This window comes from Kutzneria buriramensis (assembly GCF_003387475.1).
Classification (GTDB): Bacteria; Actinomycetota; Actinomycetes; order Mycobacteriales; family Pseudonocardiaceae; genus Kutzneria; species Kutzneria buriramensis.
Genome location: NZ_QUNO01000004.1, coordinates 435,258 through 460,843, shown reverse-complemented (window position 1 = coordinate 460,843; position 25,586 = coordinate 435,258). Strand labels below are relative to the sequence as shown.

19 protein-coding genes are annotated in these 25,586 nt (G+C 70.9%); 8 read left to right on the top strand and 11 right to left on the bottom strand.

All coding sequences use genetic code 11. The features are described 5' to 3' along the window. Positions 1–46 precede the first annotated feature (46 nt). Positions 47–2,860, bottom strand: coding sequence for a type I DNA topoisomerase (gene topA / locus BCF44_RS14245; RefSeq protein ID WP_116174698.1), 2,814 nt, complete (start codon positions 2,858–2,860; stop codon positions 47–49). A 212-nt stretch (positions 2,861–3,072) separates the two neighbouring features. Then, on the bottom strand, positions 3,073–5,352 hold the full coding sequence (locus tag BCF44_RS14240) for a sodium-translocating pyrophosphatase (protein WP_116174697.1): 2,280 nt from the start codon (positions 5,350–5,352) through the stop codon (positions 3,073–3,075). 302 nt (positions 5,353–5,654) lie between these two features. Here BCF44_RS14240 and BCF44_RS14235 point away from each other — a divergent pair, with 302 nt between their 5' ends. Then, positions 5,655–7,976 carry a DEAD/DEAH box helicase gene (locus tag BCF44_RS14235; protein ID WP_211353019.1) on the top strand — a complete coding sequence of 774 codons (2,322 nt, stop codon included), beginning with the start codon at positions 5,655–5,657 and terminating at the stop codon, positions 7,974–7,976. Between the two features lie 593 nt (positions 7,977–8,569). On the opposite strand, the gene BCF44_RS14230 is transcribed toward BCF44_RS14235, so the two are convergent. From BCF44_RS14230 to ssd, 8 genes are all read right to left on the bottom strand, one after another. Then, on the bottom strand, positions 8,570–9,208 hold the full coding sequence (locus BCF44_RS14230) for a bifunctional DNA primase/polymerase (protein WP_116174696.1): 639 nt from the start codon (positions 9,206–9,208) through the stop codon (positions 8,570–8,572). 259 nt (positions 9,209–9,467) lie between these two features. After that, the gene (locus BCF44_RS14225) at positions 9,468–9,839 is read right to left on the bottom strand and encodes an Rv3654c family TadE-like protein (protein ID WP_116174695.1); all 372 of its coding nucleotides are present in this window, start codon (positions 9,837–9,839) and stop codon (positions 9,468–9,470) included. After that, on the bottom strand, positions 9,836–10,189 hold the full coding sequence (locus BCF44_RS14220) for a TadE family type IV pilus minor pilin (protein WP_211353018.1): 354 nt from the start codon (positions 10,187–10,189) through the stop codon (positions 9,836–9,838). The genes BCF44_RS14225 and BCF44_RS14220 overlap by 4 nt, the downstream gene beginning before the upstream one ends. Further along, positions 10,167–10,358, bottom strand: coding sequence for a DUF4244 domain-containing protein (locus tag BCF44_RS14215; RefSeq protein ID WP_116174693.1), 192 nt, complete (start codon positions 10,356–10,358; stop codon positions 10,167–10,169). The genes BCF44_RS14220 and BCF44_RS14215 overlap by 23 nt, the downstream gene beginning before the upstream one ends. A gap of 19 nt (positions 10,359–10,377) precedes the next feature. Then, on the bottom strand, positions 10,378–10,965 hold the full coding sequence (locus tag BCF44_RS14210; RefSeq protein WP_246015027.1) for a type II secretion system F family protein: 588 nt from the start codon (positions 10,963–10,965) through the stop codon (positions 10,378–10,380). Positions 10,966–11,122: 157 nt separating this feature from the next. Beyond that, positions 11,123–11,938 (bottom strand): type II secretion system F family protein, encoded by an 816-nt coding sequence (locus BCF44_RS14205; RefSeq protein WP_116174691.1) that lies wholly within the window; start codon positions 11,936–11,938, stop codon positions 11,123–11,125. Beyond that, a complete protein-coding gene (locus BCF44_RS14200; protein ID WP_116174690.1) occupies positions 11,932–13,077 on the bottom strand; it encodes a TadA family conjugal transfer-associated ATPase in 1,146 nt (381 codons plus the stop codon). The genes BCF44_RS14205 and BCF44_RS14200 overlap by 7 nt, the downstream gene beginning before the upstream one ends. Further along, positions 13,067–14,143 carry a septum site-determining protein Ssd gene (gene ssd / locus BCF44_RS14195; RefSeq protein ID WP_246015025.1) on the bottom strand — a complete coding sequence of 359 codons (1,077 nt, stop codon included), beginning with the start codon at positions 14,141–14,143 and terminating at the stop codon, positions 13,067–13,069. The genes BCF44_RS14200 and ssd overlap by 11 nt, the downstream gene beginning before the upstream one ends. Before the next feature lie 521 nt (positions 14,144–14,664). On the opposite strand from ssd, the gene BCF44_RS14190 reads away from it, so the two are divergent. From BCF44_RS14190 to murQ, 6 genes are all read left to right on the top strand, one after another. Further along, the gene (locus BCF44_RS14190) at positions 14,665–15,471 is read left to right on the top strand and encodes an HAD family hydrolase (RefSeq protein WP_116174689.1); all 807 of its coding nucleotides are present in this window, start codon (positions 14,665–14,667) and stop codon (positions 15,469–15,471) included. Between the two features lie 538 nt (positions 15,472–16,009). Further along, on the top strand, positions 16,010–17,644 hold the full coding sequence (locus tag BCF44_RS14185; protein ID WP_116174688.1) for a glycoside hydrolase family 3 protein: 1,635 nt from the start codon (positions 16,010–16,012) through the stop codon (positions 17,642–17,644). Further along, positions 17,641–18,861 carry an exo-beta-N-acetylmuramidase NamZ family protein gene (locus BCF44_RS14180; protein WP_116174687.1) on the top strand — a complete coding sequence of 407 codons (1,221 nt, stop codon included), beginning with the start codon at positions 17,641–17,643 and terminating at the stop codon, positions 18,859–18,861. Before BCF44_RS14185 ends, BCF44_RS14180 begins: the two co-directional genes overlap by 4 nt. Before the next feature lie 7 nt (positions 18,862–18,868). Continuing rightward, the gene (locus tag BCF44_RS14175) at positions 18,869–20,536 is read left to right on the top strand and encodes a serine hydrolase domain-containing protein (protein WP_116174936.1); all 1,668 of its coding nucleotides are present in this window, start codon (positions 18,869–18,871) and stop codon (positions 20,534–20,536) included. Positions 20,537–20,593: 57 nt separating this feature from the next. Next, a complete protein-coding gene (locus BCF44_RS14170) occupies positions 20,594–21,526 on the top strand; it encodes a MurR/RpiR family transcriptional regulator (protein WP_246015021.1) in 933 nt (310 codons plus the stop codon). Further along, positions 21,523–22,458, top strand: a complete 936-nt coding sequence (murQ, locus tag BCF44_RS14165) for an N-acetylmuramic acid 6-phosphate etherase (RefSeq protein ID WP_116174686.1) — start codon at positions 21,523–21,525, stop codon at positions 22,456–22,458. The genes BCF44_RS14170 and murQ overlap by 4 nt, the downstream gene beginning before the upstream one ends. Before the next feature lie 118 nt (positions 22,459–22,576). On the opposite strand, the gene BCF44_RS14160 is transcribed toward murQ, so the two are convergent. Next, on the bottom strand, positions 22,577–23,302 hold the full coding sequence (locus BCF44_RS14160; protein WP_116174685.1) for an oxidoreductase: 726 nt from the start codon (positions 23,300–23,302) through the stop codon (positions 22,577–22,579). A gap of 197 nt (positions 23,303–23,499) precedes the next feature. Here BCF44_RS14160 and acs point away from each other — a divergent pair, with 197 nt between their 5' ends. Next, a complete protein-coding gene (gene acs, locus BCF44_RS14155) occupies positions 23,500–25,470 on the top strand; it encodes an acetate--CoA ligase (protein ID WP_116174684.1) in 1,971 nt (656 codons plus the stop codon). Positions 25,471–25,586: the final 116 nt, after the last annotated feature.

The window sequence follows — 25,586 nt, the reverse complement described above, 5'->3', positions numbered from 1 at the left end:
CCGCGGCGTGTGCGCCACGAGTCGACTCGTGGCGCACACGTGCGGGTCAGCTCTTGGCCTTGGCCGGGGCTTTCTTCGCGGCCGGCTTCTTGGCCGCCGCGGTCTTCTTCTCGGCCGCCGGCTTCTTCTCCGCCGCCGGCTTGCGGGTGGTCGTCCGCTTGGGGGCCGGGCCCTTGGCCCGCTTCTCCGCCAGCAACTCGGCCGCCCGCTCGTCGGTCAGCTCCTCGACGCTGTCGCTCTTGCGCAGCGACGCGTTGTACTCGCCGTCGGTCACGTACGGGCCGAACCGGCCGTCCTTGACCACCATCGGCTTGCCGGACACCGGGTCGTTGCCCAGCTCCTTGAGCGGCGGCGCGGAGGCGGCCGACTGCCGGCCGCGCTTCTTCGGCTCGGCGTAGATCTTCAGCGCCTCGTCCAGCGTGACGGTGAACAGCTGCGCCTCGGTGGCCAGCGACCGCGAGTCCGTGCCCTTCTTCAGGTACGGGCCGTAGCGGCCGTTCTGCGCGGTGATCTCCGCGCCGGTCTCCGGGTCCTTGCCCACCATGCGCGGCAGCGAGAGCAGCTTGAGCGCGTCGTCCAGGGTCACCGTGTCCAGCGACATGTCCTTGAACAGCGAGCCCGTACGCGGCTTGGGGGCGGTCTTCTTGTTGCCGTTCGCGCCCTCCGCCGGCTCCGGCAGCACCTCGGTGACGTACGGCCCGAACCGGCCGTCCTTGGCCACGATCTCGTGCCCGGTCACCGGGTCGTTGCCCAGCGAGCGGCCCTCCATCGGGGTGGCGAACAGCTTCTCCGCCACCTCCGGGGTCAGCTCGTCCGGCGGCATGCCGTCCTGGAGGTTGGCGCGCTGCGACTCACCGTCGACCTCGCGCTCCAGGTACGGCCCGAAGCGACCCACCCGCACGACGACGGTGTGGCCGTCGGCGTCGGTGAACATCGGGATGGAGTTGACCTGCCGCGGGTCGATGCCCTCGACGCTGGCGTCGATCAGCTTCTTCAGGCCGCCACCGCGGCCGACGGAGCCGTCCGGGCCGATGTCGCCGCCGAAGTAGAAGCCGGTCAGCCAGCTGGTGCGGTGCTGGTCGCCGGCGGCGATCCGCTCCAGCTCGTCCTCCATGGCGGCGGTGAAGTCGTAGTCCACCAGCCGCTCGAAGTGCTGCTCGAGCAGGCCCACCACGGCGAACGCGACCCAGGACGGGATCAGCGCCGAGCCGCGCTTCCACACGTAGCCGCGGTCCTGGATGGTCTTGATGATCGTCGCGTACGTGGAGGGCCGGCCGATGCCCAGCTCCTCCATGGTCTTGATCAGGCTCGCGTCGGTGTAGCGCGGCGGCGGGCTGGTGGTGTGCCCGTCGGCGGTCAGCTCGACCGCGGTCACCTCCTGGTCCTTGACCAGGTTCGGCAGCCGGCGCTCGGCGTCGTCGGCCTCGCCGCCGGCCTCGGAGTCGATCGCCTCCACGTAGGCCTTGAGGAAGCCGGCGAAGGTGATCGTGCGGCCGGAGGCGGCGAAGGTGCAGACCTCGCCGGTGCCGGCGGTGCCGGCGATGCGCACGCTCATCGTGGTGCCGCGGGCGTCGTTCATCTGCGACGCGATGGTCCGCTGCCAGATCAGCTCGTACAGGCGGAACTCGTCGGCGGCCAGCTCGTTGGCCACCTCGCCGGGGGTGCGGAACACCTCGCCGGCGGGCCGGATGGCCTCGTGGGCCTCCTGCGCGTTCTTGACCTTGCGGGTGTACTGGCGCGGCTTGTCCGAGACGTACTGGGCCCCGTAGAGCTGCGTGGCCTGGGCCCGCGCGGCCGCGACCGCCGACTCCGACAGCGTGGTCGAGTCGGTACGCATGTAGGTGATGTAGCCGTTCTCGTACAGCCGCTGGGCCGTGCTCATCGTCCGGTCGGCGGTGAAGCGCAGCTTGCGGCTGGCCTCCTGCTGCAACGTGGACGTCATGAACGGCGCATAGGGTCGCCGCGTGTACGGCTTCTCCTCGACCGAGGTGACCTTGAGGGTGGCGTTGGCCAGCCCGTCGGCCAGCCGCCGGGCCTCGGCTTCGGTGAGCACCCGGACCTCGCCGGAGCCCTTCATCTTGCCGTCGGGGCCGAAGTCGCGGCCGGTGGCCAGCCGCGCGCCGTCCACCTGCACCATCCGGGCGGCGAACTGGCGGGGGTCGGCGTCCGCGCCGGCGTCGAGCTGCGCGCCGATGTCCCAGTACGAGGCGGTGACGAAGCGCATGCGCTCCCGCTCCCGCTGCACCACGATCCGGGTCGCCACGGACTGCACGCGGCCCGCCGAGAGCTTCGGCATGACCTTCTTCCACAGCACGGGCGAGACCTCGTAGCCGTAGAGGCGGTCCAGGATGCGGCGGGTCTCGTAGGCCTCGACCAGGTCGGTGTCCAGGTCGCGGGGGTTGGCGGCGGCGGCCAGGATGGCCGGCTCGGTGATCTCGTGGAAGACCATCCGGCGGACCGGCACCTTGGGCTTGAGCGTCTCCAGCAGGTGCCACGCGATGGCCTCGCCCTCGCGGTCACCGTCTGTCGCGAGGTAGAGCTCGTCGACGTCCTTGAGCTTCTCCTTCAGCTCGGTGACGGTCGACTTCTTGTCCGGGGTGACGATGTAGACCGGCTCGAAGCCGTGCTCGATGTCCACGGCGAGGTTGGCCCACGGCTCGCCCTTGTACTTGGCCGGGATCTCCGCGGCCTTGCGCGGCAGGTCCCGGATGTGGCCCTTCGACGACTCCACGACGAAGTTGCGGCCCAGGTAGGAGGCGATTTTACGGGCCTTGGCAGGCGACTCGACGATCACCAACCGGCGGTGGCCGGACCCGTTCGTCCCGGCACCACTCTTGTTCGCCTTTGTCGATCCAGCCACGCCGTCCCGCTCTCTTGTCTACCTGTGTCCCCAGCCCGCCACTATGCACCGTCGGGCGCCGTTGTCAGGCAGGGCCGTGACGGACAGAGTGACATAACACAGCGCCGGCACCCATCGGGAGTAGCGTCCGACACCTTGTTGGAGGACAAACCCTGCCGAAACGGCCCGTTCCGGAGGATACCCTCCGAAACGGGCCGTGCCGGTTCCGTATATCAGCCCACGCCGTTGGAGACGGTCTCCGCCGGGGCGTCGGCGATGGTGGTGCTGCGGCGCTTCGACACCACGACCGCGACCACGATGACCGCCACCGCGACGATCGCGATGACGATGCGGATGGCCGGCGACTGGCCGGGCATGCTCAGCCCCACGATGGCCGGCGCGATCAGCACCGACACCAGGTTCATGACCTTCATCAGGGGGTTGATGGCCGGGCCCGCGGTGTCCTTGAACGGGTCGCCGACGGTGTCGCCGATGACCGTCGCGGCGTGCGCGTCGGAGCCCTTGCCGCCGTGGTTGCCGTCCTCGACCAGCTTCTTCGCGTTGTCCCAGGCGCCACCGGAGTTGGCCAGGAACACCGCCATCAGCGTGCCGGTGGCGATGGCGCCGGCCAGATAGCCGGCCAGCGGGCCGACGCCGAGGCCGAAGCCGACCGCGATCGGCGCCAGGATCGCCAGCAGGCCCGGGGTGGCCAGCTCACGCAGCGAGTCGCGGGTGCAGATGTCCACGACCTTGCCGTACTCCGGGCGGACGGTGCCGTCCATGATGCCGGGGTTGTCCTTGAACTGGCGGCGCACCTCGAACACGATCGCGCCGGCCGCCCGGGTGACGGCGTTGACCGCCAGGCCGGAGAACATGAACACCACGGCCGCGCCGACGATCAGGCCGACCAGCGTGCTCGGCGTGAACACCGCGAAGGCCGCGCTCACGTTCTGCTGCACCACGTCCAGGCCGGCGCCGTTGACGTACGAGCCGAACAGCGCGGTCGCCGCGAGCACGGCGGTGGCGATCGCGATGCCCTTGGTGATGGCCTTGGTGGTGTTGCCGACCGCGTCCAGCTCGGTGAGCAGCTTGGCGCCGTCCTCGCTGATCTCGCCGGACATCTCGGCGATGCCCTGCGCGTTGTCGGAGACCGGGCCGAAGGTGTCCATGGCGACGATGACGCCGACCGTGGTGAGCAGGCCGGTGCCGGCCAGCGCCACCGCGAACAGCGCCACCGCGACGCTGCCGGACAGCAGGAACGCGCCGTAGACCGCGGCACCGATGACGATCGCGGTGTAGACGGCGGACTCGAAGCCGACCGAGATGCCGGACAGGATCACGGTGGCCGCGCCGGTCAGCGAGGTCTCGCCGACGGTCTTGACCGGCTTGTACTCGGTGCCGGTGAAGTAGCCGGTCAGCCACAGGATGATCGCCGCGAGCACGATGCCGATGATCACCGCGACCGCCGCGATCAGCGCTGGGTTGCCGCCGTCGGAGATGCCGTGGTCGAGCTTGGCGAATGTGCTCGGAAGGTAGACAAAGGCCGCGATGGTGCACAGCACCGCGGAGATCACCGCGGAGATGTAGAACGAGCGGTTGATCGCCGCCAGGCCGTTCTCGCCGGGCCGGGCCTTGGTGATGTAGACGCCGATCACCGCGGTGAGCACGCCGATGGCCGGCACGATCAGCGGGAACAGCAGGCCCTGGGTGCCGAAGGCGACCGAGCCGAGGATCAGCGCCGCGACCAGCATCACCGAGTAGGACTCGAACAGGTCCGCCGCCATGCCGGCGCAGTCGCCCACGTTGTCGCCGACGTTGTCGGCGATGGTCGCGGCGTTGCGCGGGTCGTCCTCGGGGATGTTCTGCTCGACCTTGCCGACCAGGTCGGCGCCCACGTCCGCGGCCTTGGTGAAGATGCCGCCGCCGACACGCATGAACATGGCGAGCAGGGCGGCGCCGAAGCCGAAGCCCTCCAGCACCTTGGGGGCCTCGCCGGCGAAGGCCAGCACGACCACGGAGGCGCCCAGCAGGCCGAGGCCCACCGTGCTCATGCCGACCACACCGCCGGTGCGGAAAGCTACGCGCATCGCCTTCTCGCGACCGCCCTCGGGCTCGTTGGCGGCTGCGGCAACGCGCAGGTTCGCGCGGGTCGACAGCCACATGCCCAGGTAGCCGATCGCCGCGGAGAACACGGCGCCGATGATGAAGAAGACAGAGCGGCCGATGCGTTCGCCGATACTGTCCGCGGGAAGGAAGAACAGCAGCACGAAGACGATGACCACGAAAATGGCCAGCGTGCGGAACTGCCGGTTGAGATAGGCCGCGGCGCCCTCTTGAACAGCCTTCGCGATGTCCTGCATCTTCGGGGTGCCCTGGCCGGCGGCCAGCACCTCCTTGCGCAGCACGAACGCGATGGCCAGGGCGATGATGGCGACCACGGCGACCACACCGACGATGGTGTAGTCACCCCCGGACAGCGTCAGGCTGCTGTCCGCGAGTTGTTGCCGGGACATCCGTCCTCCTGGTGACGTCATGCGTGTTACAGCCGTCAGCGCCAGGAGCCGGTGTCGTGCGTCGGCTCCGACGCAGCGTGTGCACCCTCACACAAGGGTGCGATGCCGGCGGAGTCTATTGGTCGGTCAAGGCGGCCAGACGATCAGTCCCGTTCCGTTCACAGTCCGTTATCTGGAACGGGCTTTGTGAATCGATAAAGCGGGCATCTGCGGAGCCTGTGGCGATGCGCCGCCGAACACCTTGAGTGAACGTCCGCTCGGCCGGTCGAGTGGTGTCGCACCTGTGTGCGAAGCTCGGGGCTGTGGGCGGAACCGAGCGTGGTCGCGAACTGCTGCGGCGCGTCCTGGCCGGAGTGCCGGCGGGCGAGTCGCCGCTGACGCACGTCACCGACCAGCCCGAGCGGCGCGGCCGGCACGCCGACTGGCCGGCCTGGGCCGATCCGGGGCTGGTCAGCGCGCTGCGCGAGGCCGGCGTCGAGCGGCCGTGGACGCACCAGGCGCGCGCCGCCGAGCTCGCCTGGTCGGGAAAACATGTGGTTCTCGCCACAGGCACGGCGTCCGGGAAGTCGCTCGGGTACCAGCTGCCGGTGCTGAGCCGTCTGGCTGAAGATCAGCGGGCGACCGCGTTGTACCTGGCCCCGACCAAGGCGCTGGGCGCCGACCAGCTCAGGTCGGTGTCGGCGCTGGGGGTCGACGGGGTGCGGCCCGCGTCGTTCGACGGCGACACCCCGATGGTCGAGCGGGACTGGGTCCGCGCGCACTCCCGCTGGATCTTCACCAACCCCGACATGCTGCACCGCGGCGTGCTGCCCAACCACGCACGCTGGCAGTCCTTCTTCCGTCGACTGGCCTACGTCGTCGTCGACGAATGCCACTCCTACCGGGGCGTTTTCGGCTCGCACGTGGCGCTGCTGATGCGCCGGCTTCGTCGCGTCGCGGCCAAGTACGGCGCCTCGCCGGTGTTCGTGCTCGCCTCGGCCACCGTCGCCGACCCGGCCGGCTCCGCGCACCGACTCTGCGGCGTCGAATGTGAGGCCATCGATGAGGACGCCTCGCCGCGCGGCGAGCGGACCGTCGCGCTGTGGGAGCCGCCGCTGCTGGAGGAGCTCGCCGGCGAGAACGGGGCCCCGATCCGCCGGGCAGCCGGCAGCGAGGCCGCCCGCATCCTCGCCGACCTGGTCATAGAGAAGGCCCGGACGTTGGCGTTCGTCCGCTCCCGGCGAGGGGCGGAGCTGACCGCGCTGGCCGCCCGGCGGCTGTTGGCCGAGGTCGACGACGACCTGGTCGGGCGAGTCGCCGCCTACCGCGCCGGCTTCCTGCCCGAGGAGCGCCGGGCGCTGGAGCGGTCGCTGGCCGACGGTCGCCTGCTCGGCGTCGCCACCACCAACGCCCTCGAACTCGGCGTCGACATCGCCGGTCTGGACGCCGTTGTGGTCGCCGGCTACCCGGGCACCCTCGCCTCGTTCTGGCAGCAGGCCGGCCGCGCCGGGCGGACCGGCGACGGGTCGCTGGTGGTGTTCGTGGCCAGGGACGACCCGCTCGACACGTACCTCGTTCACCACCCGGCCGCCGTGCTGGACAAGCCCGTCGAGGCCACCGTGCTGGATCCCGTCAACCCGTACGTGCTTGCCCCGCAGCTCGCCTGTGCCGCCGCCGAACTGCCGCTCACCCCGGACTGCCTGGCCACCCTCGGCGGCCCGATCGCCCGGGAGATCGTCGACGACCTGGTGCAGGACGGCCTGCTCCGCAAGCGCCCCACCGGCTGGTTCTGGACCTCCCGCGAGCGGCCGCACGCCGGCGTCGACATCCGTGGCTCGGGCGGCGAGCAGATCGCCGTCGTCGAGGGCGACTCCGGGCGGATGCTCGGCACCGTCGACCCCGGCTCGGCCACGTGGCAGGTCCATCCCGGCGCCCTGTACCTGCACCAGGGCACCTCGTACGTGGTCGACGTGCTCGACCTGGAGGACGGCCTGGCGCTGGTGCACGCCGAGGACCCGGAGTGGACCACCCAGCCGCGCAACGTCGTCGACATCTCGGTCGTGCGCACCGCCCAGCAGGAGAACTTCGCCGGCGGGGTGCAGGTGTGCCTGGGCGAGGTCGACGTGACCTCACAGGTCGTCGGCTACCTGCGCAAACTCCCGTCCGGCCGGGTCATCGACCAAGTGCCGCTGGACCTGCCCGAGCAGACCCTGCGCACTCGCGCCGTCTGGTACACGGTCAGCCAGGACCTGCTCGAAGCCGCCGGCACCGAGGCCCCTCGCGTCCCCGGGGCCCTGCACGCCGCCGAGCACGCCGCCATCGGCCTGCTGCCGCTGTTCGCCACCTGTGACCGGTGGGACATCGGCGGCGTGTCCACCGCCCTGCACGCCGACACCGGCGAGGCCACCGTGTTCGTGCACGACGGCCATCCCGGCGGCGCCGGCTTCGCCGACCGCGGCCACGCCGCCCTGATTCCCTGGCTCACCGCCACCCGTGAGGCCATCGCCTCGTGCGAGTGCCTGATGGGCTGCCCGTCCTGCGTCCAGTCCCCCAAGTGCGGCAACGGCAACGAGCCCCTGGACAAGGAGGGCGCGGTCGCCGTCCTAACGGCAATCCTGAACGTGATCGACACGAAGACCGCCTAGCCCGAACACCGCAAACGGGGTCCGGGGCGAAGCCCCGGCGTGGGGGTGCGGGGGCCGGGCAAGCAGGAGGCCGCGGCGGCCAAGGCCGAGGGGCGGGAGCCGCACCCCCGCAAAAGCTCCGAGCGAACCAGGCGAGCGCGTGCGCGAGCATGGTTCGCTCATTCGTGAGGAAGGCGCCGGGGGCGCCTTCTCGGCGCGCACCCCGGCGCTCTCCATATTCCGCCGAACATCTCCACCATCGCCTGCCACCGCGTTGTGTGTGCGACCGGCGAGGTGGCGTCTCGACCGCGAGGCGCTTCACGGGCACCAGGGAGGCGGTGGTGTCCGGCGCGGCGGTCGCCCTCGTCGGGGCCGGCGGGACCCGGCCCCTCCCGGTCGCATCCGGGAGGCGATCTTCGGTGCTGGTGTTCGGCTGTGCACCTGTCCCGGGTCCACCTCGCCCACGAGCGGGAACGGCGAGGCGACGGTCGGGCAGGGTCGTTCTTCCAACTGTGGTGCGGTTCTTCGACGGTGGTGCGGTGGCTGCGTCGGGTCCGCGCGCTCGGGGTCGTCGCGGGAGACGTCGCGAGGACCCGACGCAGCCGGTGGAGCGATCAGAAGGAGTCGGCCGCCACGAGGCGCTGGGCGGAGGAACCCAGCAGCTCGACAACGTGATCCGGTCGGGTGGCCTCGACGAGGGCCTCCTGCACGACCTGGGAATCCGGCAGCGACCAACCGCAGACCTCGGGCTTCACCCGCCAGTGCACGACACCGTGCTGGAAGGGCGTGGGCGGCAAAGGGATCCAGCTGTTCAGGCCGTGCAGCACGATGTCGCCGCGTCCGGCGAGATCGGCCGACAGCTCCTGGCCGGAGTTGACCAGGAACATCCACTTGCCGGCAGGGGTCGCGGCGATCGGCACCGGCACACCGGTCGAGCGCAGCACCGTGGCCACGCGCCGGCCGAGCTCGGCGTCCACCTCGATGGCGTCCACCACGTAGCCGGTGGCGACCAGCAGGCTGTACCGCCGGCCGGTCCACCAGGCCGCGACCTGCTCCGGCTTGGTGCCGATGCGGTCGACCCAGTCGCGGTGCACCGGCACCGGGCCGGTCTGCTCGACGCCGTCCCTGCCCGCCCACTGCGAGCCCGTCGGATAGGTGCCCGGCAGCACCGGCCATCCGCGCCACGCGAGGCCCATCGCCTCAGCCCGCAGCTCGATGCGGAACGCGCCGCGCCAGCTATCCGACCAATCCATCTTCCGTCGCCTCCTTGACCGTCAGGCACCGTGTCGGCGCCCACAACACACTCAACGGCATCCGGTCCCGGCTCCGTAACCCCGCGTCGACCACTGGTAGCTGACGCACGGCGAGTGATGCGCCCGCCGGCGATGGGCTGAACGGTGGACGGCAGCCCGTCCCGCGACGAGGAGCGGCCCCGAAGAGTGACGACACGCCGCCAAGCGGGTGTGACACCACTCACCGCCGCTGAGCGACCGCTCGTCGTGTCATTACCGGTCAACGGCCGCCGGCCACTTCAGCCGGACCTGCACGGGCGTGGGCGTTGGCCGTGCCGGACAACGCCGCCCAGCCCGGTGGTCGGGCGGTCACCTCGACGTAGGCCTCCCATCCGCTGATGCGACAAGCGGTCATCGACGCCGACATCCGCTCGACGATCCGGCCCGCCCGCTCGCAGGCGCGGTCCCCGCCGACGACCAGTTGACCGGCCGCCGCGAGCGCCGCGAGGTCCGCCGCCGCGGCCACCCGATGCCGGGTCACCACCGCCGCGCCGAGCTGGACGCCGACGCCCACGAGCAGCATCAGCACCGCGATCACGCCGACCACGAGCACCGTGGCCACGCCTCGTTCTTCGTCGAGGGCGACTCTCATCCGTCCCCCGCCCCCGGTTCCATCACCGCGTAGGCCGTGCCGGACGGGCGTAGGCCCAGCAGCAGCGGCACCGGCTTGGCGGTGACCGTCACGCTCACCTCGTCGCCGTTGACCGTGATCGACACATCGGCGCCCTCGGGGCCGAGACGACGGGCGGCGTCGGTGCCACGGGACCGGTCGCCGCGGGCGACCAGCCGGGCGACCTCGGCGGCGGCGTCGATGGAGCGCATGGCGGCGATCACGGCGCCGACCGCCGAGAGACTGAGCGCCAGCACGGCGATCAGGCCGCAGACGGCTATGGCGGCCTCGACGGTGACCGCGCCCCGGTCACTGCGGCACCGACAGCGCACGATCGATCAGACCCTCCAGCAAGGAAAGGACGGATTCACCGGTCACCACCTTGAACAGCACCACCGCCAGCGCGGCAGCGCCGAGAGTGCCGATGACGTATTCCACAGTCGTCATTCCGGCGTCCTCGGAACCGAGCATCACCCGGATCCGCCGGCGCAGAGCCCGCATCTTTCCTCCTTGTTCTCTGTCACCACGTGAGGAGCAGTCGTCCGGCCAGTCCCACCACCACGGGCAGCACACCCAGGCAGAAGAAGGCCGGCAGGAAGCACAGGCCGAGCGGAGCCGTGATCAACACCGCCGCCCGTTGCGCCCGGATCTCGGCCGTGTCGGCGGCCGTGGCCCGGATCCGCCGCGCCAGGCCGTCGGCGACCTCGGCGAGCGCGGTGCCGGAGCGGGCGCTGCGGCGAGCGGCCTTGGCCAACGCCGCCGTCGCCGGATCCGCCAGCGCAGGTGCCCATGCGCGCACGGGATCGGAACCCAGCGCCAGCAGTTCCGCGGTGTTGTGCAGCACCTCCGCACAGCCGGACGGCGCGTCCACCGCCACGGCCCGGATCGCCGTCGGCACCGGAAGACCGGCCCGCAGACAGGCGGCGAGCAGATCCCACGTCGCTGCCATCCGCAGCGGATCCGGTGGCGGCGGTCCGCGGCGGGTCACCCGCCGGCACCACAGGAACGCCGCAACGGCCACCACCAGCGCCGGCACCCAACCGAACAGCACCTCGGCCAACGCCCCGCCAGAGATTCCGGCCAACGCCGGCAGCCACTCCTGCGGCACCCGCGGTCCGCGCCGGGCCGTGGCACCCGCCGGCCCGAACACGATCGTGAGCCGAACGCGAGCAGTCGTCGGTCCCGGTAATAGAAGGAGTGCGACCGCGAGAAGGAGCGCGGACACCGCGTAACCGGTCATCGGCAACACATCCCATGACCCCACCTCACGGCAACGCCGCGTGGTCGGTCAGCTTGGCGCTCCACAGGACGCCGCCGCAGATGAGCAGTGCGCCGCCGGCGAGCAACAGCTGTCCGATGAGCGTGCTGGCGAGCACGTGCAGCGGCCGTGCGTCGATGGCCTCGCCGAGCAGCACACCGAGCTCGGGCAGGACCGCGAGCACGGCGGCACTGGCCCGTGGACCGGCCATGCGGGCGTGCACCTGCCGACTGAACTGGAGCCGCTGGTCGAGATCTCGTCGGACGGCGTCGAGCACCTCGGCGAGCGGAACGCCGTGCCGAGCGGCCAGCCGCCACGCACGGCCGACATGTCCCAGCACGCCGGCCAGGGAGGGCTCGGTGTGAGCACTGCGCGCCAGCGCCCGGTCGACGTCACCGCCGAGTCGGGCGGTGTGAGCAACGGTGCTCATCGCCTTGGCCGCCAACGGATCGGCGTCCATGGCGGCCCGCTCGGCCGCGGTGGCCGGATGGGCGCCCACGCGGAGTTCTGCCACCAGTGCCCCGAGCGCACCGACCATGCCCTCGGTGACCTGGGCCCGGCGACGAGCGGTGCGCCGGGAATGCCATCGCCGCCAACAAGTCAGACACAGCACTGCATTCGCCACCGCGCCACCGGGCCCGAGCACCGACCATCCGACGAAGGCACCGGCGACCGCCAGCACCGCGCTGGTCGGACGGGGCAGCCGCCGACGGTGCTTCGGGTGATGCGACACCGGCAGCACCGCCCGCAGCCGTCGCGGCGCATGCCGAACGGGCCAGACCAGAACGGCCACCGCCAGCAGAGCGAGGGAAAGGCTCAGCATGAGAAACCCCTTTCTGCCAACAGGTCTGTGAGTTGTGACCAGGCCTCGCCCGGCTCGCCGTCGCGCCAGGCGGTGCGTACGACGACGTCGTCCCGGTCGCGGGCAACGACACCGATCTCGACCAGGCGTCGCACGCCGTCTGCACAGCGCTTGATGTGCAGGACAACCCGGATCGCGGCGGCGAGTTGGCTGTGCAGCGCGGAACGCGAGACGCCGCCCAGCGCGGCGAGGGCCTCCATGCGGGCGGGCACCTCGGACGGCGAGTTGGCGTGCACGGTGCCGGCGCCGCCGTCGTGGCCGGTGTTCAAGGCGGCCAACAACTCGCAGACCTCGGCGCCGCGAACCTCGCCGACGACGATGCGGTCGGGCCGCATTCGCAGGGCCTGGCGCACCAGTTCCCGGGAGGTCACCTCGCCCGCCCCTTCGACGTTGGGCGGCCGCGACACCAGCCGCACGATCTGCGGGTGCTCGGGGTTGAGCTCGCCGGCGTCCTCGATGCAGACGATCCGTTCGCCGGCGGGCACCTTGGCCAGCAAGGCCGCGAGCAACGTGGTCTTGCCCGAACCGGTCGCGCCGATCACCAGGAACGCGAGCCGCGCTCGCACGATCCGGTCCAGCAACTCCTCGGCGGCAGCGTCGAATGTGCCGAGGTCCCGCAGCGCTGTGAGGTCGTACCCGGCGGGCCGGAGCACACGCAGCGACAGGCACGTGCCGTCGGCGGCGATGGGAGGCAGCATGGCGTGCAATCGGATCCCGTCCGGCAACCAGGCGTCGACGAACGGCTGGGCGTCGTCGAGCCTTCGGCCGGCGGCCAGCGCCAGGCGCTGGGCGAGCCGGCGCACGGAGTCGTCGTCCCGGAACGCGACGGCGGTGCGGCGCAGGCCCTCCGGGCCGTCGATCCACACCCCCTCGGGGCCGGTGACCAGCACATCCGTGACGCCGGGATCGCGCAGCAGCGGCGCGAGCGGGCCGGTGCCGGAGAACTCCTGGCGCAACTCCCGGACCGCCCCCAGGGTGTCCAGATCGCTGGCCACGCCGCCGGTCTCGGCCCGGAACGCGTCGGCGACGACGGCATCGGTGACGTCGCTGCCGAGCGCCGCCAGCCGTTCCCGCACCCGTTCGACCAGGTCACGCCGCATCGGGCACCCCGCACAGGACCTCGACGGCGAGGTCGGCCGCCTCGGCGAGCGGGCCGCGCGGGCGGTTCGGCGGCTTGCCGGCCTCCAGCGCCATCGCGAGCCCCGGCTCGGCCAGCATGCCGGTCAGCAGGTCCAGGCCGACGACGCTGGCCACCTCGTCGGCCCGCAACCCGCCCGGCGCGGGCCCGCGCACCACGATCTGCGCCTGCCGTCCCTCCTCGATGAACCGGGTGACCAGCCGCCGCGCGGCCGCGCAGGCACGCAGTTCCGCCGGCAGGACGACGACGATGAGATCGGCGCGGTCGAGCACCGCTCGGGACGGCTCGGTCTGGTGCCGTGGCAGATCACAGATGACCAGTTCGCCGCTGCGTTTGGCCGAGCTGACCACCGTCGCCACGGCGTTCGGATCGAGTTCGACGTTGCCCCGGTCGCACGACAGGATCGTCAGCCTGGTCTGGCCGCGCTCGTTGCCGGGCAGAGCCGAGTGCAACGAGGACGCGGCGACGCGGCCGGCGCTGAGCTTGAGATCCGGCCAGCGGAGTCCGTCCACGCGTTCCGCACCGAGCACCAGATCGAGCCCGCCGGCCATCGGATCGCAATCGACGAGCAGCACTCGGCGGCCTCGGCGCAGCGCCGCATAGCCCGCGGCCGCCGTGAACACGGACGCGCCGGCGCCGCCCCTGCCGCCGATCACCGCCATCACACGGCCGGTGTCCTTGGCGGGACCCTCGACGGCGTCCGCGATCGCCCCGGCCAGCCACGACTCCGCGTCCGGCAGGCCCACGACACGTTCCGCGCCGACGGCGACGCCGTGCTCGAACATGACCGGCGGCGGCTGTCCCGCCGCGAGCAGGACCACGCCCGGCCGTCGCGGCAGGCCGGCCTCGCCGCAGCGCCGGGCGGCCCGCTCGTCCAGCACCACCATCGGCGCGTGCGCCCAGCCGGCCCGGACCGCCGCCAGATCGGCCGCGCGGTCCACCTCGCAGCCGGCCGCCGCGGCCACTCTGAGCAGGTCGTCGAGCAGGTCGTCGCTGTCGACCAGGGCCAGCGGCCGTGCTCGGTCCACGTTCTCCCCCGTCCTCGTCACTCGGCGCGGAGGTGCGCCGCGGGACCAGACTCGCCCCGGCGGCCGGCGGCGCGGGGCGGTCGGAGATCAACATGTGGACAACTCGGAGGCTGTGGACAACTCGGCCGAGGTTGATCTTCGCGACCGAAAGTGTCAGACCCTCTGGCCATACTGGAGCGGGGCGATACCCGGGCTCGGACGCAGAGAGCTGGATACGGCGGGAGACGGACACGACCGAGGGCGGATAAGCGAGGAGACAGGCACCTCGAGCTGGACGCGCCGGCAGCCGATGCGAGGGAGGCGGCTGCACCAGCGGAGAGAGCCACCCGGACCTGGACATGGGACGACCCCCGTCAGGGGGGAGGGACGGGGGTCGCCGAAGGTTCAGTCCCGGGGGGTTGGACTGAACACGTCCGGATCTGTGGCCGGACCTCACTACTGTATCCCCCCGGAGGCCCGTCGCGCTTCCCATCCCCGCAACAGACACGCCATATTTTCGTGACGACACCTATGCTGGCCGCGTGAATCCCAGCACCGGCGCACGTGTGGCGGCCTTCTTCGACCTGGACAAGACCGTCATCGCGAAGTCGAGCCTGCTGGCCTTCAGCCGTCCCTTCTTCCAGGAGGGCCTGATCAACCGGCGAGCGGTGCTCAAGAGCGCGTACGCCCAGTTCGTGTTCATGCAGTCCGGTGCGGACGCCGACCAGATCGAGCGGATGCGCCAGCACATCACCGCGCTGTGCGCGGGCTGGGACGTCGGCCAGGTGCGCTCCATCGTCGAGGAGACGCTGCACGACATCGTCGACCCGCTGGTCTACAAGGAAGCCACCCAGCTGATCGCCGACCACCGCGACGCGGGGCACGACGTCGTGGTCGTCTCGGCGTCCGGGCAGGAGATCGTGACGCCGATCGCCGAGATGCTCGGCGCGACGCAGTCGCTGGCCACCCGCATGGTCGTCGCCGACGGCCGCTACACCGGCGACGTCGATTTCTACTGCTATGCGGAGAACAAGGCCGTCGCGATCAAGCAGCTGGCCGCCACCAACGGCTACGACCTGGCGCAGTGCCACGCCTACTCGGATTCAGCGACCGACGAGCCGATGCTGGCCGTGGTCGGCCACCCCACCGCGGTCAACCCGGACCGGGCGCTGCGCAGGGTCGCCGCGCAGCAGGGCTGGCCGGTGTTGACCTTCTCCGACCCGGTGTCGCTGCGCGCCCGCATCCCCACCCCGTCCGGCACCGCCGTCGCCGTCACGGCGGTCGGGCTCGGCGCGGTCGCCGCGGCCGGGGTCGCCTGGTACGGCATCCGCCGGCGGCGCCGGAGCTGAACACCACCCGAAGAGGGCATCGGCGCAGGTCATGATCTGTGCGGGTGGCCCGCTCGGTCACCCAGCGCCACTTGACCGGTGCACCCGTCCGTGCCCTTGCTGTGGCCGCCGTCACGCACTACAAAGGAGGTGCGGACATCGAGTCGGCCAGGGACGGAGCGGAGGAGAAGCCCCGTCCACCCCGGAAGATCTCCGTGCGCGAACATCGGGCACCCACGCACTGCACGCCGCGGGAGGCATGTCGTTTGGGGGCTGCGTACCGGGACGCCGGACGCCGAGCACCCCGCTGATACGACACCAGTTGCACGCTTGGTAACCCGATCCGTTCGCGCTGAGACTAGCGGCTCCCCAGCCTCGCGAGAGGCTGGGGAGCCGCTGTGCTGTGTGGGCACTGGTCCAATCCAGTTAGCGCCGTTGACCTCCAACCCGTGACGTCAGTAACTTGCCGATTGATCTGCATAGTCGGTGAGAAGATTTCCGGTCACGGGAGGACGCCGTGCGCAGGACAGTCGTCGCCCTACTGGCAGGGTTGGCCGCGATGGCCACCACCGTTCCCGCCGGCGCCGCCGACGCCCAGCCCGACCAGGCCCGACCCAATCAGGTCGGCGCCCTGATGCGCGGCATGACGCTGGCGGAGAAGGTCGGCCAGCTGTTCATGACCTACGGCTACGGCCCGACCGCCGGCACCGTCGACGCCCGCAACCAGTCCGAGTTCGGCGTCGACACCCCCGCCCAGCTGGTGCAGAAGTACCACCTCGGCGGCGTCATCTACTTCGCGTGGTCGGACAACGTGCAGAACCCCACACAGATCGCCGGCCTGTCCAACGGCCTCCAGCAAGCGGCGCTCTCCTCCGGCGCGCACATCCCGCTGCTGATCTCCACCGACCAGGAAGAAGGCCTGGTCACGCGGATCGGGGCGCCGGCGACCACCTTCCCGGGCAGCATGGCTCTGGGTGCGACGCGCAGCACCGCCGACGCCGAGCAGGCGGCCGCCATCACGGGCCGTGAGCTGCGGGCGATGGGCGTGAACATGAACAACGCCCCGGACTCCGACGTGAACGTGAACCCGGCGAATCCGGTGATCGGCGTGCGGTCCTTCGGCGCTGACCCGACGCTGGTCTCGAACATGGTGTCGGCTCAGGTCAAGGGCTATCAGCAGAGCGTCGTGACGACGTCGAAGCACTTCCCCGGCCACGGCGACGCGGCCACCGACAGCCACACCGGGCTGCCGGTCATCGACCACGACAAGGCGACCTGGGAGAAGATCGACGCGCCGCCGTTCCGGGCCGCCATCAAGGCCGGCGTGGACGTGATCATGAGCGCGCACATCGTGTTCCCGAAGATCGACCCGTCCGGCGACCCGTCCACGCTGTCGCCGACGGTCCTCACCGGCATGCTGCGCGACGAGCTCGACTACCGCGGCGTGGTGATCACCGATTCGTTGCAGATGGCCGGCGTGCGGCAGAAGTACAGCGATGCCGAGATCCCGGTGAAGGCGTTGCAGGCGGGCGCGGACATGCTGCTCATGCCGCAGAACGTCGGCACCGCCGTCGATGCGGTGATCAACGCCGTCGAGACCGGGCAGCTGTCCGAGCAGCGCATCGATCAGAGCGTCGCCCGCATCCTGGCCGCGAAGCTGCGGCGGGGCGTGCTGTTCAACCCGTTCGTGAACGTCGACACCGTGGCCAAGAAGGTCGGCACGGCACCGAGTCTGGCCACCGCGCAGCGCATCACCGACAAGTCGGTGACCGTGCTGAGCAACGACGGAACGCTGCCGCTGAAGGCGAAGTCCGTGCTGGTCACGGGATGGGGCGTGACGACGACTCAGACGTTGGCGGATGCCCTTACTGCGCAAGGCATTCCGGCGAGCAAGACCGCCACCGACTACGACGCGATCGTCGTGACGACGAACGGTGCGGCGACGGATCCCGCGCAGCGGCAACGGGTACGCGACCTGGTCGCCACCGGCAAGCCGGTGATCGCCGTCGGCGTGGGCAATCCCTACGACCCGGGCGCGATTCCCGAGGCCCACACGTGGATCGACACCTACTCGTACACAGCGGTGTCGATGCGGTCGCTGGCACGGGTGCTCGCCGGGGTGGTCGGTCCGCGCGGCAAGCTGCCGGTCGACATCCCGAACTCGTACTCGTTCGGCACGGGGCTGACCTGGTGAGCCTGTCGCGCCGGGGTTTCCTCGCCGCGTCGGCGCTGACGGCGGCAGCGCCGGCCGTGCCGGCCACAGCCCAGACGCAGAAACGGTTGAACGGCGCGGACATCCTCGCGGCCGAGGGTTACCGGCGGCTCAAGGGGCACAAGGTCGGCGTGCTGACGAATCCGACCGGCGTCCTGGCCGACCTCACGCACCTGGTCGACGACATGGTGGCGCACGAAGTCCGCCCTGTTGCCGTTTTCGGCCCCGAACACGGCTTTCGTGGCACCGCGCAGGCCGGCGGATCCGAGGGTGACTACACGGATCCGCGAACCGGGATCCCGGTGTACGACGCGTACAACGTCACCGTCGACGCGCTGGCCGCCATGTACCGCAAGGCCGGCGTCGACACCGTCGTGTTCGACATCGCAGGCGTCGGCGCGCGGTTCTACACCTACACGTGGACGATGTTCATCGCGATGGAGGCGGCCGCCACCACCGGGGCGTCGTTCATGGTGCTGGACCGGCCGAATCCGATCGGAGGCCGGGCGTACGGGCCGCAGCTGGATCCCAGGTACGCCACGCTGGTCGGGTTGAAGCCGATCGTGCAGCAGCCCGGCATGACCAACGGCGAGCTGGCGCGGCTGTTCGACGCGGAATTCCTGACGACGCGGTTGTCGAGCCTGGAGATCGTCCAGTGCACTGGCTGGCGGCGCGACGACCTGTTCACCGGCCAGTGGGTGCCGCCGAGCCCGAACATGCCGACCCCGGACACGGCGCTGCTCTACCCCGGCACCTGCCTGTTCGAGGGCACACTGCTGGCCGAGGGACGCGGCACCTGCCGGCCGTTCGAGACGATCGGGGCACCGGGCATCGACTGGCGGTGGGCCGAGCGGCTGAACACCCTGCACCTGCCCGGCGTCGAGTTCCGCGAGGCGTACTTCGTGCCGACGTTCAGCAAGTTCGTCAACCAGACGTGCGGCGGCGTGCAGGTGCATCTGACCGACCGGCCGCGCGTCGACGCCATCCGAACCGCCGTCGCCATGCTCGTGACGGCCCGCGATTTGTACCCGAAAGTGTGGGGTTGGCGGCCGGACCACTGGGTCGACAACCTCAGCGGCTCGGCGCGTTTGCGCAGCATGGTGGACGCGGGCGCGGGCGTCGACGACATCGTGGGGGCGTGGGCCGGCGAGCTCGCGGCCTTCCGCCGAGATCGTTCCCGGTATCTGCTGTACAGATGAGGTGGCCATGCGGATTCGTGCCCTCGCCTTACCGGCCGTGCTGGTCCTGGCGTTCGCCGTGACCAGCGCCGCCGGCGGCGCGCCGAACGCGGCCCGGTTCGACCGCCCGTACCAGGGCTTCGCGCCGGCGAACACGGTGCTGCGCGCGGGATCGCCGGCCGCGGCCGGGCTGAACCCGGCGCCGATCGACGCCTTCGACAAGCAGCTCGCCGCCTGGGTCCCGTCGATCTACCCCGGCGCGACGGTGTTGTTGGCGCACAACGGTGTCGTGGTCGACCGGACGGCGACCGGGGAGGCCGTCAAGTACAAGGACGCCACCACGCTGCTGCCGGCGGATCAGCAGGTGCCGGCCCGCACCGACACCATCTACGACCTGGCGTCGCTGTCCAAGCTGTTCACGTCGATCGTCGCCGTGCAGCAGCTGGAGGCCGGCAAGATCGCGCTGGACACGCCCGTCGCCCACTACCTGCCGGAGTTCGCCACCAACGGCAAGGGCGGCATCACCATCGAGCAGCTGCTCACGCACACCTCCGGCCTCGCGCCGGACCCGGTTCCCTCGCTGTGGCAGGGCTACCCGGACATTCCGTCGCGGGAGAAGGCGATCCTCGACGCCGCGCCGCAGGAGCCCGCCGGCACCGCGTACGTGTACTCCGACCTGAACATGCTGAGCATGCAGCTGGTGCTGCAACACGTCACCGGCAAGCCGCTCGACCAGCTCGTACGCGAGGACGTCACCGAGCCGCTGCACATGGTCGACACGGGGTACAACCCACCGGCCTCGAAGCTGGGGCGAATCGCCGCCACCGAGTACCAGACCTCGCCGCCGCGGGGCATGGTGCGTGGCTCTGTGCACGACGAGAACGCGTGGGCGATGGGCGGCGTCGCCGGGCACGCCGGCGTCTTCTCCACCGTCGACGACCTGGCGGTTCTGTCGCAGGCGATCCTCAATGGCGGCGTCTACCGGGGACACCGCGTCCTCAGCGAGCACGGCGTGCAGCTGATGGAGCAGAACTTCAACCAGAAGTTCCCGGACGACTCGCACGGGCTCGGCTTCGAGCTGGACCAGATCTGGTACATGGGCGGTCTGTCCGGGCCGAACACGTTGGGGCACACCGGGTTCACCGGCACGTCGCTGGTGATCGACCCGGGCTCGCGGTCGTTCGCGATCCTGCTGACGAACCGCGTGCACCCGACCCGGAACACGCCGTCGACCAACGGCGCCCGCCGAGCCGCGGCGGAGGCGTTGGCGCAAGCCATGACCGTGTCGGCGCCGGGCGGCGGGCAGTCGTGGTTCTCCGGGCAGGGGCCGGCGTCGACCAGCACGTTGACGACGGGCGTCCTGCACGGTCCGGAGAACGTCTCGTTCGAAGCCTTCGTGAACACGGAGTCGACGGATCTGCTGACGCTGGAATCCAGCGTCGACGGCGGAGCCACCTGGACCACAGTTCCGCTCACGGTGCGTGGTCAGAGCGCGCCGCAGACGGCGTTGTCGGGTCAGTCCGTACGGGCGTGGCGGCAGGTTCGGGCACACGTGGCCGGGTCGTCGAACGGTCTGCTGCTCCGATGGCGTTACACAACCGACCCCGCTTACGAAGGTAGGGGCGTGAACGTGGCCGACATCCGGTTGAGCACCGGGCGGACCACGTTCACCCCGGCCGGCTGGCAACTGGTGTAACGGCAGGTCAGGGGCCATCATGTTGACCGAAACAGTTACTGTTAGTAAGTTTCCCACGTGGCACCCGCCAAGTCAGCCAGTGAGATCAGCGAGGCGAGCCCGCTGGTCCGGATCCGTTCGCTGCTACCCGGTCTGGCCCGGGCCGAACAGCGAGTGGCCAAGGTCGTGCTCGACAACCCCCAGGTCGTCGCGCACCGCAGCATCACCGAGGTCGCCGAGGCGGCCGGCACGAGCGAGACGACGGTGACCCGGTTCTGCAAGGCGATCGGCGTCGGGGGCTACCCCGAGCTGCGCATCGCCCTTGCCGCCGACACCGCGCGGACCGCCGCCCGGATCGATCGCGACCTGGGCAGCGACATCGCGCCCACCGACGACCTGTCGCAGGTGGTCGGCAAGGTCGCGTTCGCCGACGCGCGGGCCGTCGAGGAGACCGCCGACCAGCTCGACATCGCCACGCTCAGCGCCGTCGTCGACGCCGTGGCCGGCGCCGGGCGAGTCGATGTGTACGGCGTCGGGGCGAGCGCCTTCGTGGCCGCCGACCTCCAGCAGAAGCTGCACCGGATCGGGCGCGTCAGCTTCGCGTGGAGCGACACCCACATCATGCTGACCTCCGCCGCCGTGCTCGGCAGCAGCGACGTCGCCTTCGGCATTTCCCACACCGGCGCCACCGCCGACACCGTGGAGGCGCTGCGGGTGGCCCGGGAGCGCGGCGCCACGACCGTGGCGCTGACCAACTTCCCGCGGTCGCCGATCTCCGAGGTCGCCGACCATGTGTTGACGACCGCCGCGCGGGAAACCACCTTCCGGTCGGGCGCGATGGCCAGCCGGATCGCCCAGCTCACGGTGATCGACTGCCTGTTCATCGGCGTCGCGCAGAAACACCTGGACAGCGCGCGTAACGCGCTGGAGTCGACCTACGAGGCTGTCGGCGGGCACCGGCTCGGTCCGCGTCCCGACGGCCGTCGAAAGGCACGGGAGGCAGGTAAATGACTTTGCCGCAGCCACGTGAGTCGATCGTGCGAGTCGATTCCCCCACCGAGCAGCGCAACCCCAGAACCGAAGGGATCGACCGGCTGCCCACGGTGGACGTGCTGCGGATGATCAACAACGAGGATCGGCTCGTGCCGGCCGCCGTCGCCAAGGTCCTGCCCGAGGTGGCGCGGGCCGTGGACTTCACCGTCCACGCCCTGCGCGCCGGCGGGCGGGTGCACTACATCGGCGCCGGCACCTCCGGGCGGCTGGCCACCCTGGACGCCGCCGAGCTCGTGCCGACGTTCAACACCCCCGCCGACTGGTTCGTCACGCACCACGCCGGCGGGGCGACCGCGCTGCGGACCGCCGTCGAGAACGCCGAGGACGACAGGGAGGGCGGGGCCGCCGAGATCCGGGCCACCGTCCGTCCCACCGATGTGGTGTTCGGGCTGACTGCCTCCGGCCGCACCCCGTACGTGCTCGGCGGCCTGGCCGCCGGCAACGAGATCGGGGCCCGGACCGTGCTGATGTCGGCCAACCCCGCCGCCACCCCGAGCGTGCCCGTGGACGTGCTGATCGCCGTGGCCACCGGGCCCGAGGTGATCGCCGGCTCCACCCGGATGAAGGCCGGCACCGCCCAGAAGCTGGTGCTCAACGCCTTCTCCACGGCCGTGATGATCGAGCTCGGACGGACGTATTCCAACCTGATGGTGAGCATGCGGGCCACCAACGCCAAGCTCCGTGGGCGGACGCTGCGGATCCTGCGCGAGGCCACCGGCCTGGACGAGCCCGAGTGCATGGCGGCGCTGTTGGACGCCGACGGTGACCTGAAGGTGGCGCTGGTGCGGCTGCTCGCCGGCATCGACTCCGTACAGGCCGCGGAGGCGCTGACCGCCACCGGCGGCCACGTCCGGAACGCCCTGGTGGCCTTGGGCGCCGTAGCTAGCTAGAACAGCCCCCACCCGATCCCGGGGGGCGTCCCAGGCCCAGTCTACCAGCGCAAACACTGCAGTGATCTTGACTAAGGCGCTGCTGTGGACAACCGCGAAGTCATCCACAGCAGCGAAACTAGCCTTGACCGACGGCGTCGGCGATGCTGGCGGCTTCCCGGGCGCCGGCCTCGAGGGCGGAGCAGCTGAACAGCAGCCACGCGCCGAGGCCCTCAGGCGTGCCGGAGGCGAAGCCGTCCAAAGCGGACCGGTATTCCCCGGAACGCCGCAGGTACGCGACCTCCGGCACGGCCAGCCCCTTGGTGTCCAATCCGGTGCCGATCATCGTCAACCGCGCGGCGGCACGGGCGATGACGCCGCTGACGGGTCCGAAGGGAGCCAGCGCCAGCAGCTCGCCGTGCACGACGGCGACCAGCACGGGAGCGGCGACCTTCGTGCCACCGGCGACCAAGGAGGCAAGAAGTTCGAGGCGTTCGCCGCCGGCGGAGGGGCGTCCCAGAGCAGACGACTCCACAAGATCGGCCGCGGCCAACACGTGCAGTCGCGCCAACGCTTGCAGCGGCGCCTTCTGCCAAGTGCCGAGCAGGGGGCCGATCGCCTCGGCGACCCGCAGCGCCCCAGCCAGAATCGGATCGGATACGGAACCGTCGGAGGGAATCTCCACGGCCCCACCGTCCAGGGCAGCCGACGCCCGGGCGGCGCGGACGGAGGCCTCGGCGGCGGTGGTGGGCCAGCCACGGCGGTTGGAGGGGTGGCGGTGCACCTCGGCGACGGCATCGCGAGCGGCCTCGACGGCAGCCTCGACACCAGGCAGATCCAGCAGCGGCGCCAGCGGGTCGGTCACGGACCTTCCTCGCTGACGCTCGGCACACGAAGGTCCGCGACCAAGGTCGCAATGCTGGATGGTTCCCTCGCAAGCTCGGTCACAGCGCGCGACCCTACCCGCCGATATGGTCTAGACCTTACGGCACTGGTACGGGAGTCCCCGTAGCACTAGGTTCAGCAGCAATACGGCAGGCGATATCCAGGAGGCCATGCACCATGACTGAGTCGTCCGCGTTGAGCAACCTGCTCTCCGAGAGCAGGTCGTTCCCGCCCAGCGAGGAGTTCGCCGCTCAGGCCAACGCGACCGCCGCGCTGCAGGAGGAGGCGGACGCGGATCGCGAGGCCTTCTGGTCCAAGCAGGCCGAGCGCCTGACCTGGGCGACCAAATGGGACCAGGTGCTGGACTGGAGCGGCGCCCCCTTCGCCAAGTGGTTCGTCGGCGGGAAGCTCAACGTCGCCTACAACTGCGTCGACCGGCACGTGGAGTCCGGCCACGGCGACCAGGTCGCGATCCACTGGGTCGGCGAGCCCGGCGACACCCGCACCATCACCTACGACGACCTCAAGCGCGAGGTCTCCAAGACCGCCAACGCGCTGCTGTCGCTGGGCCTGACCACCGGCGACCGGGTGGCCATCTACATGCCGATGGTGCCCGAGGCCATCTACTCCATGCTGGCCTGCGCCCGCCTCGGCCTGGTGCACAGCGTGGTCTTCGGCGGCTTCTCCGCCGAGGCGCTGCGCTCCCGTATCGACGACGCCCAGGCCAAGCTGGTGATCACCACCGACGGCCAGTACCGCCGCGGCAACCCGGTCTCGCTCAAGGCGGCCGTGGACGAGGCGGTGGCGAAGACGCCGACCATCGGCAACGTGCTGGTGGTCCGCCGCACGGGCGGCGAGGTCGACTGGACCGACGGCCGCGACCTGTGGTGGCACGACGTGGTCGAGGGCCAGTCCGAGGAGCACACGCCGGAGGCGTTCGACTCCGAGCACCCGCTGTTCATCCTGTACACCTCGGGCACCACCGGGAAGCCGAAGGGCATTCTGCACACCTCGGGCGGCTACCTCACCCAGGCGTCCTACACGCACTACAACGTCTTCGACCTCAAGCCGGACACCGACGTCTACTGGTGCACCGCCGACATCGGCTGGGTCACCGGGCACAGCTACATCGTGTACGGCCCACTGTCCAACCGGGTCACCCAGATCGTCTACGAGGGCACGCCGAACACCCCGCACGAGGGCCGGCACTGGGAGATCATCCAGCAGTACAAGGTCTCCATCTACTACACCGCGCCCACGCTGATCCGCACCTTCATGAAGTGGGGCGACGAGATCCCGGCCCGCTACGACCTGTCCTCGCTGCGGGTGCTGGGCAGCGTCGGCGAGCCGATCAACCCCGAGGCCTGGATCTGGTACCGCGAGCACATCGGCGCCGGCAAGACGCCGGTGGTGGACACCTGGTGGCAGACGGAGACCGGCGCGATCATGGTCGCCCCGCTGCCCGGCGTCACCGTGGCCAAGCCCGGCTCGGCGATGGGCCCGCTGCCGGGAATCGGCGCGAAGGTCGTCGACGACACCGGCCGGGAGGTCGGCCGCGGTGGCGGCGGCTACCTGGTGCTGGACAAGCCGTGGCCGTCGATGCTGCGCGGCGTGTGGGGTGACGAGGAGCGCTTCCGCGAGACCTACTGGGCGCGCTTCCACGACCAGGGCTACTACTTCGCCGGCGACGGCGCGAAGTACGACGAGGACGGCGCGATCTGGCTGCTCGGCCGGGTCGACGACGTGATGCTGGTGTCCGGCCACAACATCTCCACCACCGAGGTGGAGTCGGCGCTGGTCTCGCACCCGCGGGTGGCCGAGGCGGCCGTGGTCGGCGCGACCGACCCGACGACGACCCAGGCGGTGGTGGCGTTCGTGATCCTGCGCGGCGTCAAGGAGGACGAGGACGCCACCGAGCTGGTGAAGGACCTGCGCGACCACGTGGCCAAGGAGATCGGCGCGATCGCCAAGCCGCGGCAGATCCTGGTCGTGCAGGAGCTGCCCAAGACCCGCTCCGGCAAGATCATGCGGCGGCTGCTGCGGGACGTGGCCGAGAACCGCCAGATCGGCGACGTCACGACGCTGGCCGACTCGACCGTGATGGACCTGATCTCGAGCGGCCTGAAGTCGGGCAAGTCCGAGGACTGAGCACAGCCCGAAGCCGCCCCCGCGAACGCTTGCGCGGGCGGCTTCGGCGTTCCCGGGTTAACATAATGTCGAAGGGTGCGCCGGGAAGTCTGGTCGGCAACGTGATCGTCGACCGC

Excerpts from the sequence above, each read along its gene's own strand:
- BCF44_RS14240 (WP_116174697.1), bottom strand. The coding sequence starts at position 5,352 with ATGTCCCGGCAACAACTCGCGGACAGCAGCCTGACGCTGTCCGGGGGT.
- BCF44_RS14205 (WP_116174691.1), bottom strand. The coding sequence starts at position 11,938 with ATGCTGAGCCTTTCCCTCGCTCTGCTGGCGGTGGCCGTTCTGGTCTGG.
- acs (WP_116174684.1), top strand. The coding sequence starts at position 23,500 with ATGACTGAGTCGTCCGCGTTGAGCAACCTGCTCTCCGAGAGCAGGTCG.
- BCF44_RS14175 (WP_116174936.1), top strand. The coding sequence starts at position 18,869 with ATGCGGATTCGTGCCCTCGCCTTACCGGCCGTGCTGGTCCTGGCGTTC.
- BCF44_RS14200 (WP_116174690.1), bottom strand. The coding sequence starts at position 13,077 with ATGCGGCGTGACCTGGTCGAACGGGTGCGGGAACGGCTGGCGGCGCTC.
- BCF44_RS14185 (WP_116174688.1), top strand. The coding sequence starts at position 16,010 with ATGGCCACCACCGTTCCCGCCGGCGCCGCCGACGCCCAGCCCGACCAG.
- BCF44_RS14225 (WP_116174695.1), bottom strand. The coding sequence starts at position 9,839 with ATGAGAGTCGCCCTCGACGAAGAACGAGGCGTGGCCACGGTGCTCGTG.
- murQ (WP_116174686.1), top strand. The coding sequence starts at position 21,523 with ATGACTTTGCCGCAGCCACGTGAGTCGATCGTGCGAGTCGATTCCCCC.
- BCF44_RS14215 (WP_116174693.1), bottom strand. The coding sequence starts at position 10,358 with ATGCGGGCTCTGCGCCGGCGGATCCGGGTGATGCTCGGTTCCGAGGAC.
- BCF44_RS14230 (WP_116174696.1), bottom strand. The coding sequence starts at position 9,208 with ATGGATTGGTCGGATAGCTGGCGCGGCGCGTTCCGCATCGAGCTGCGG.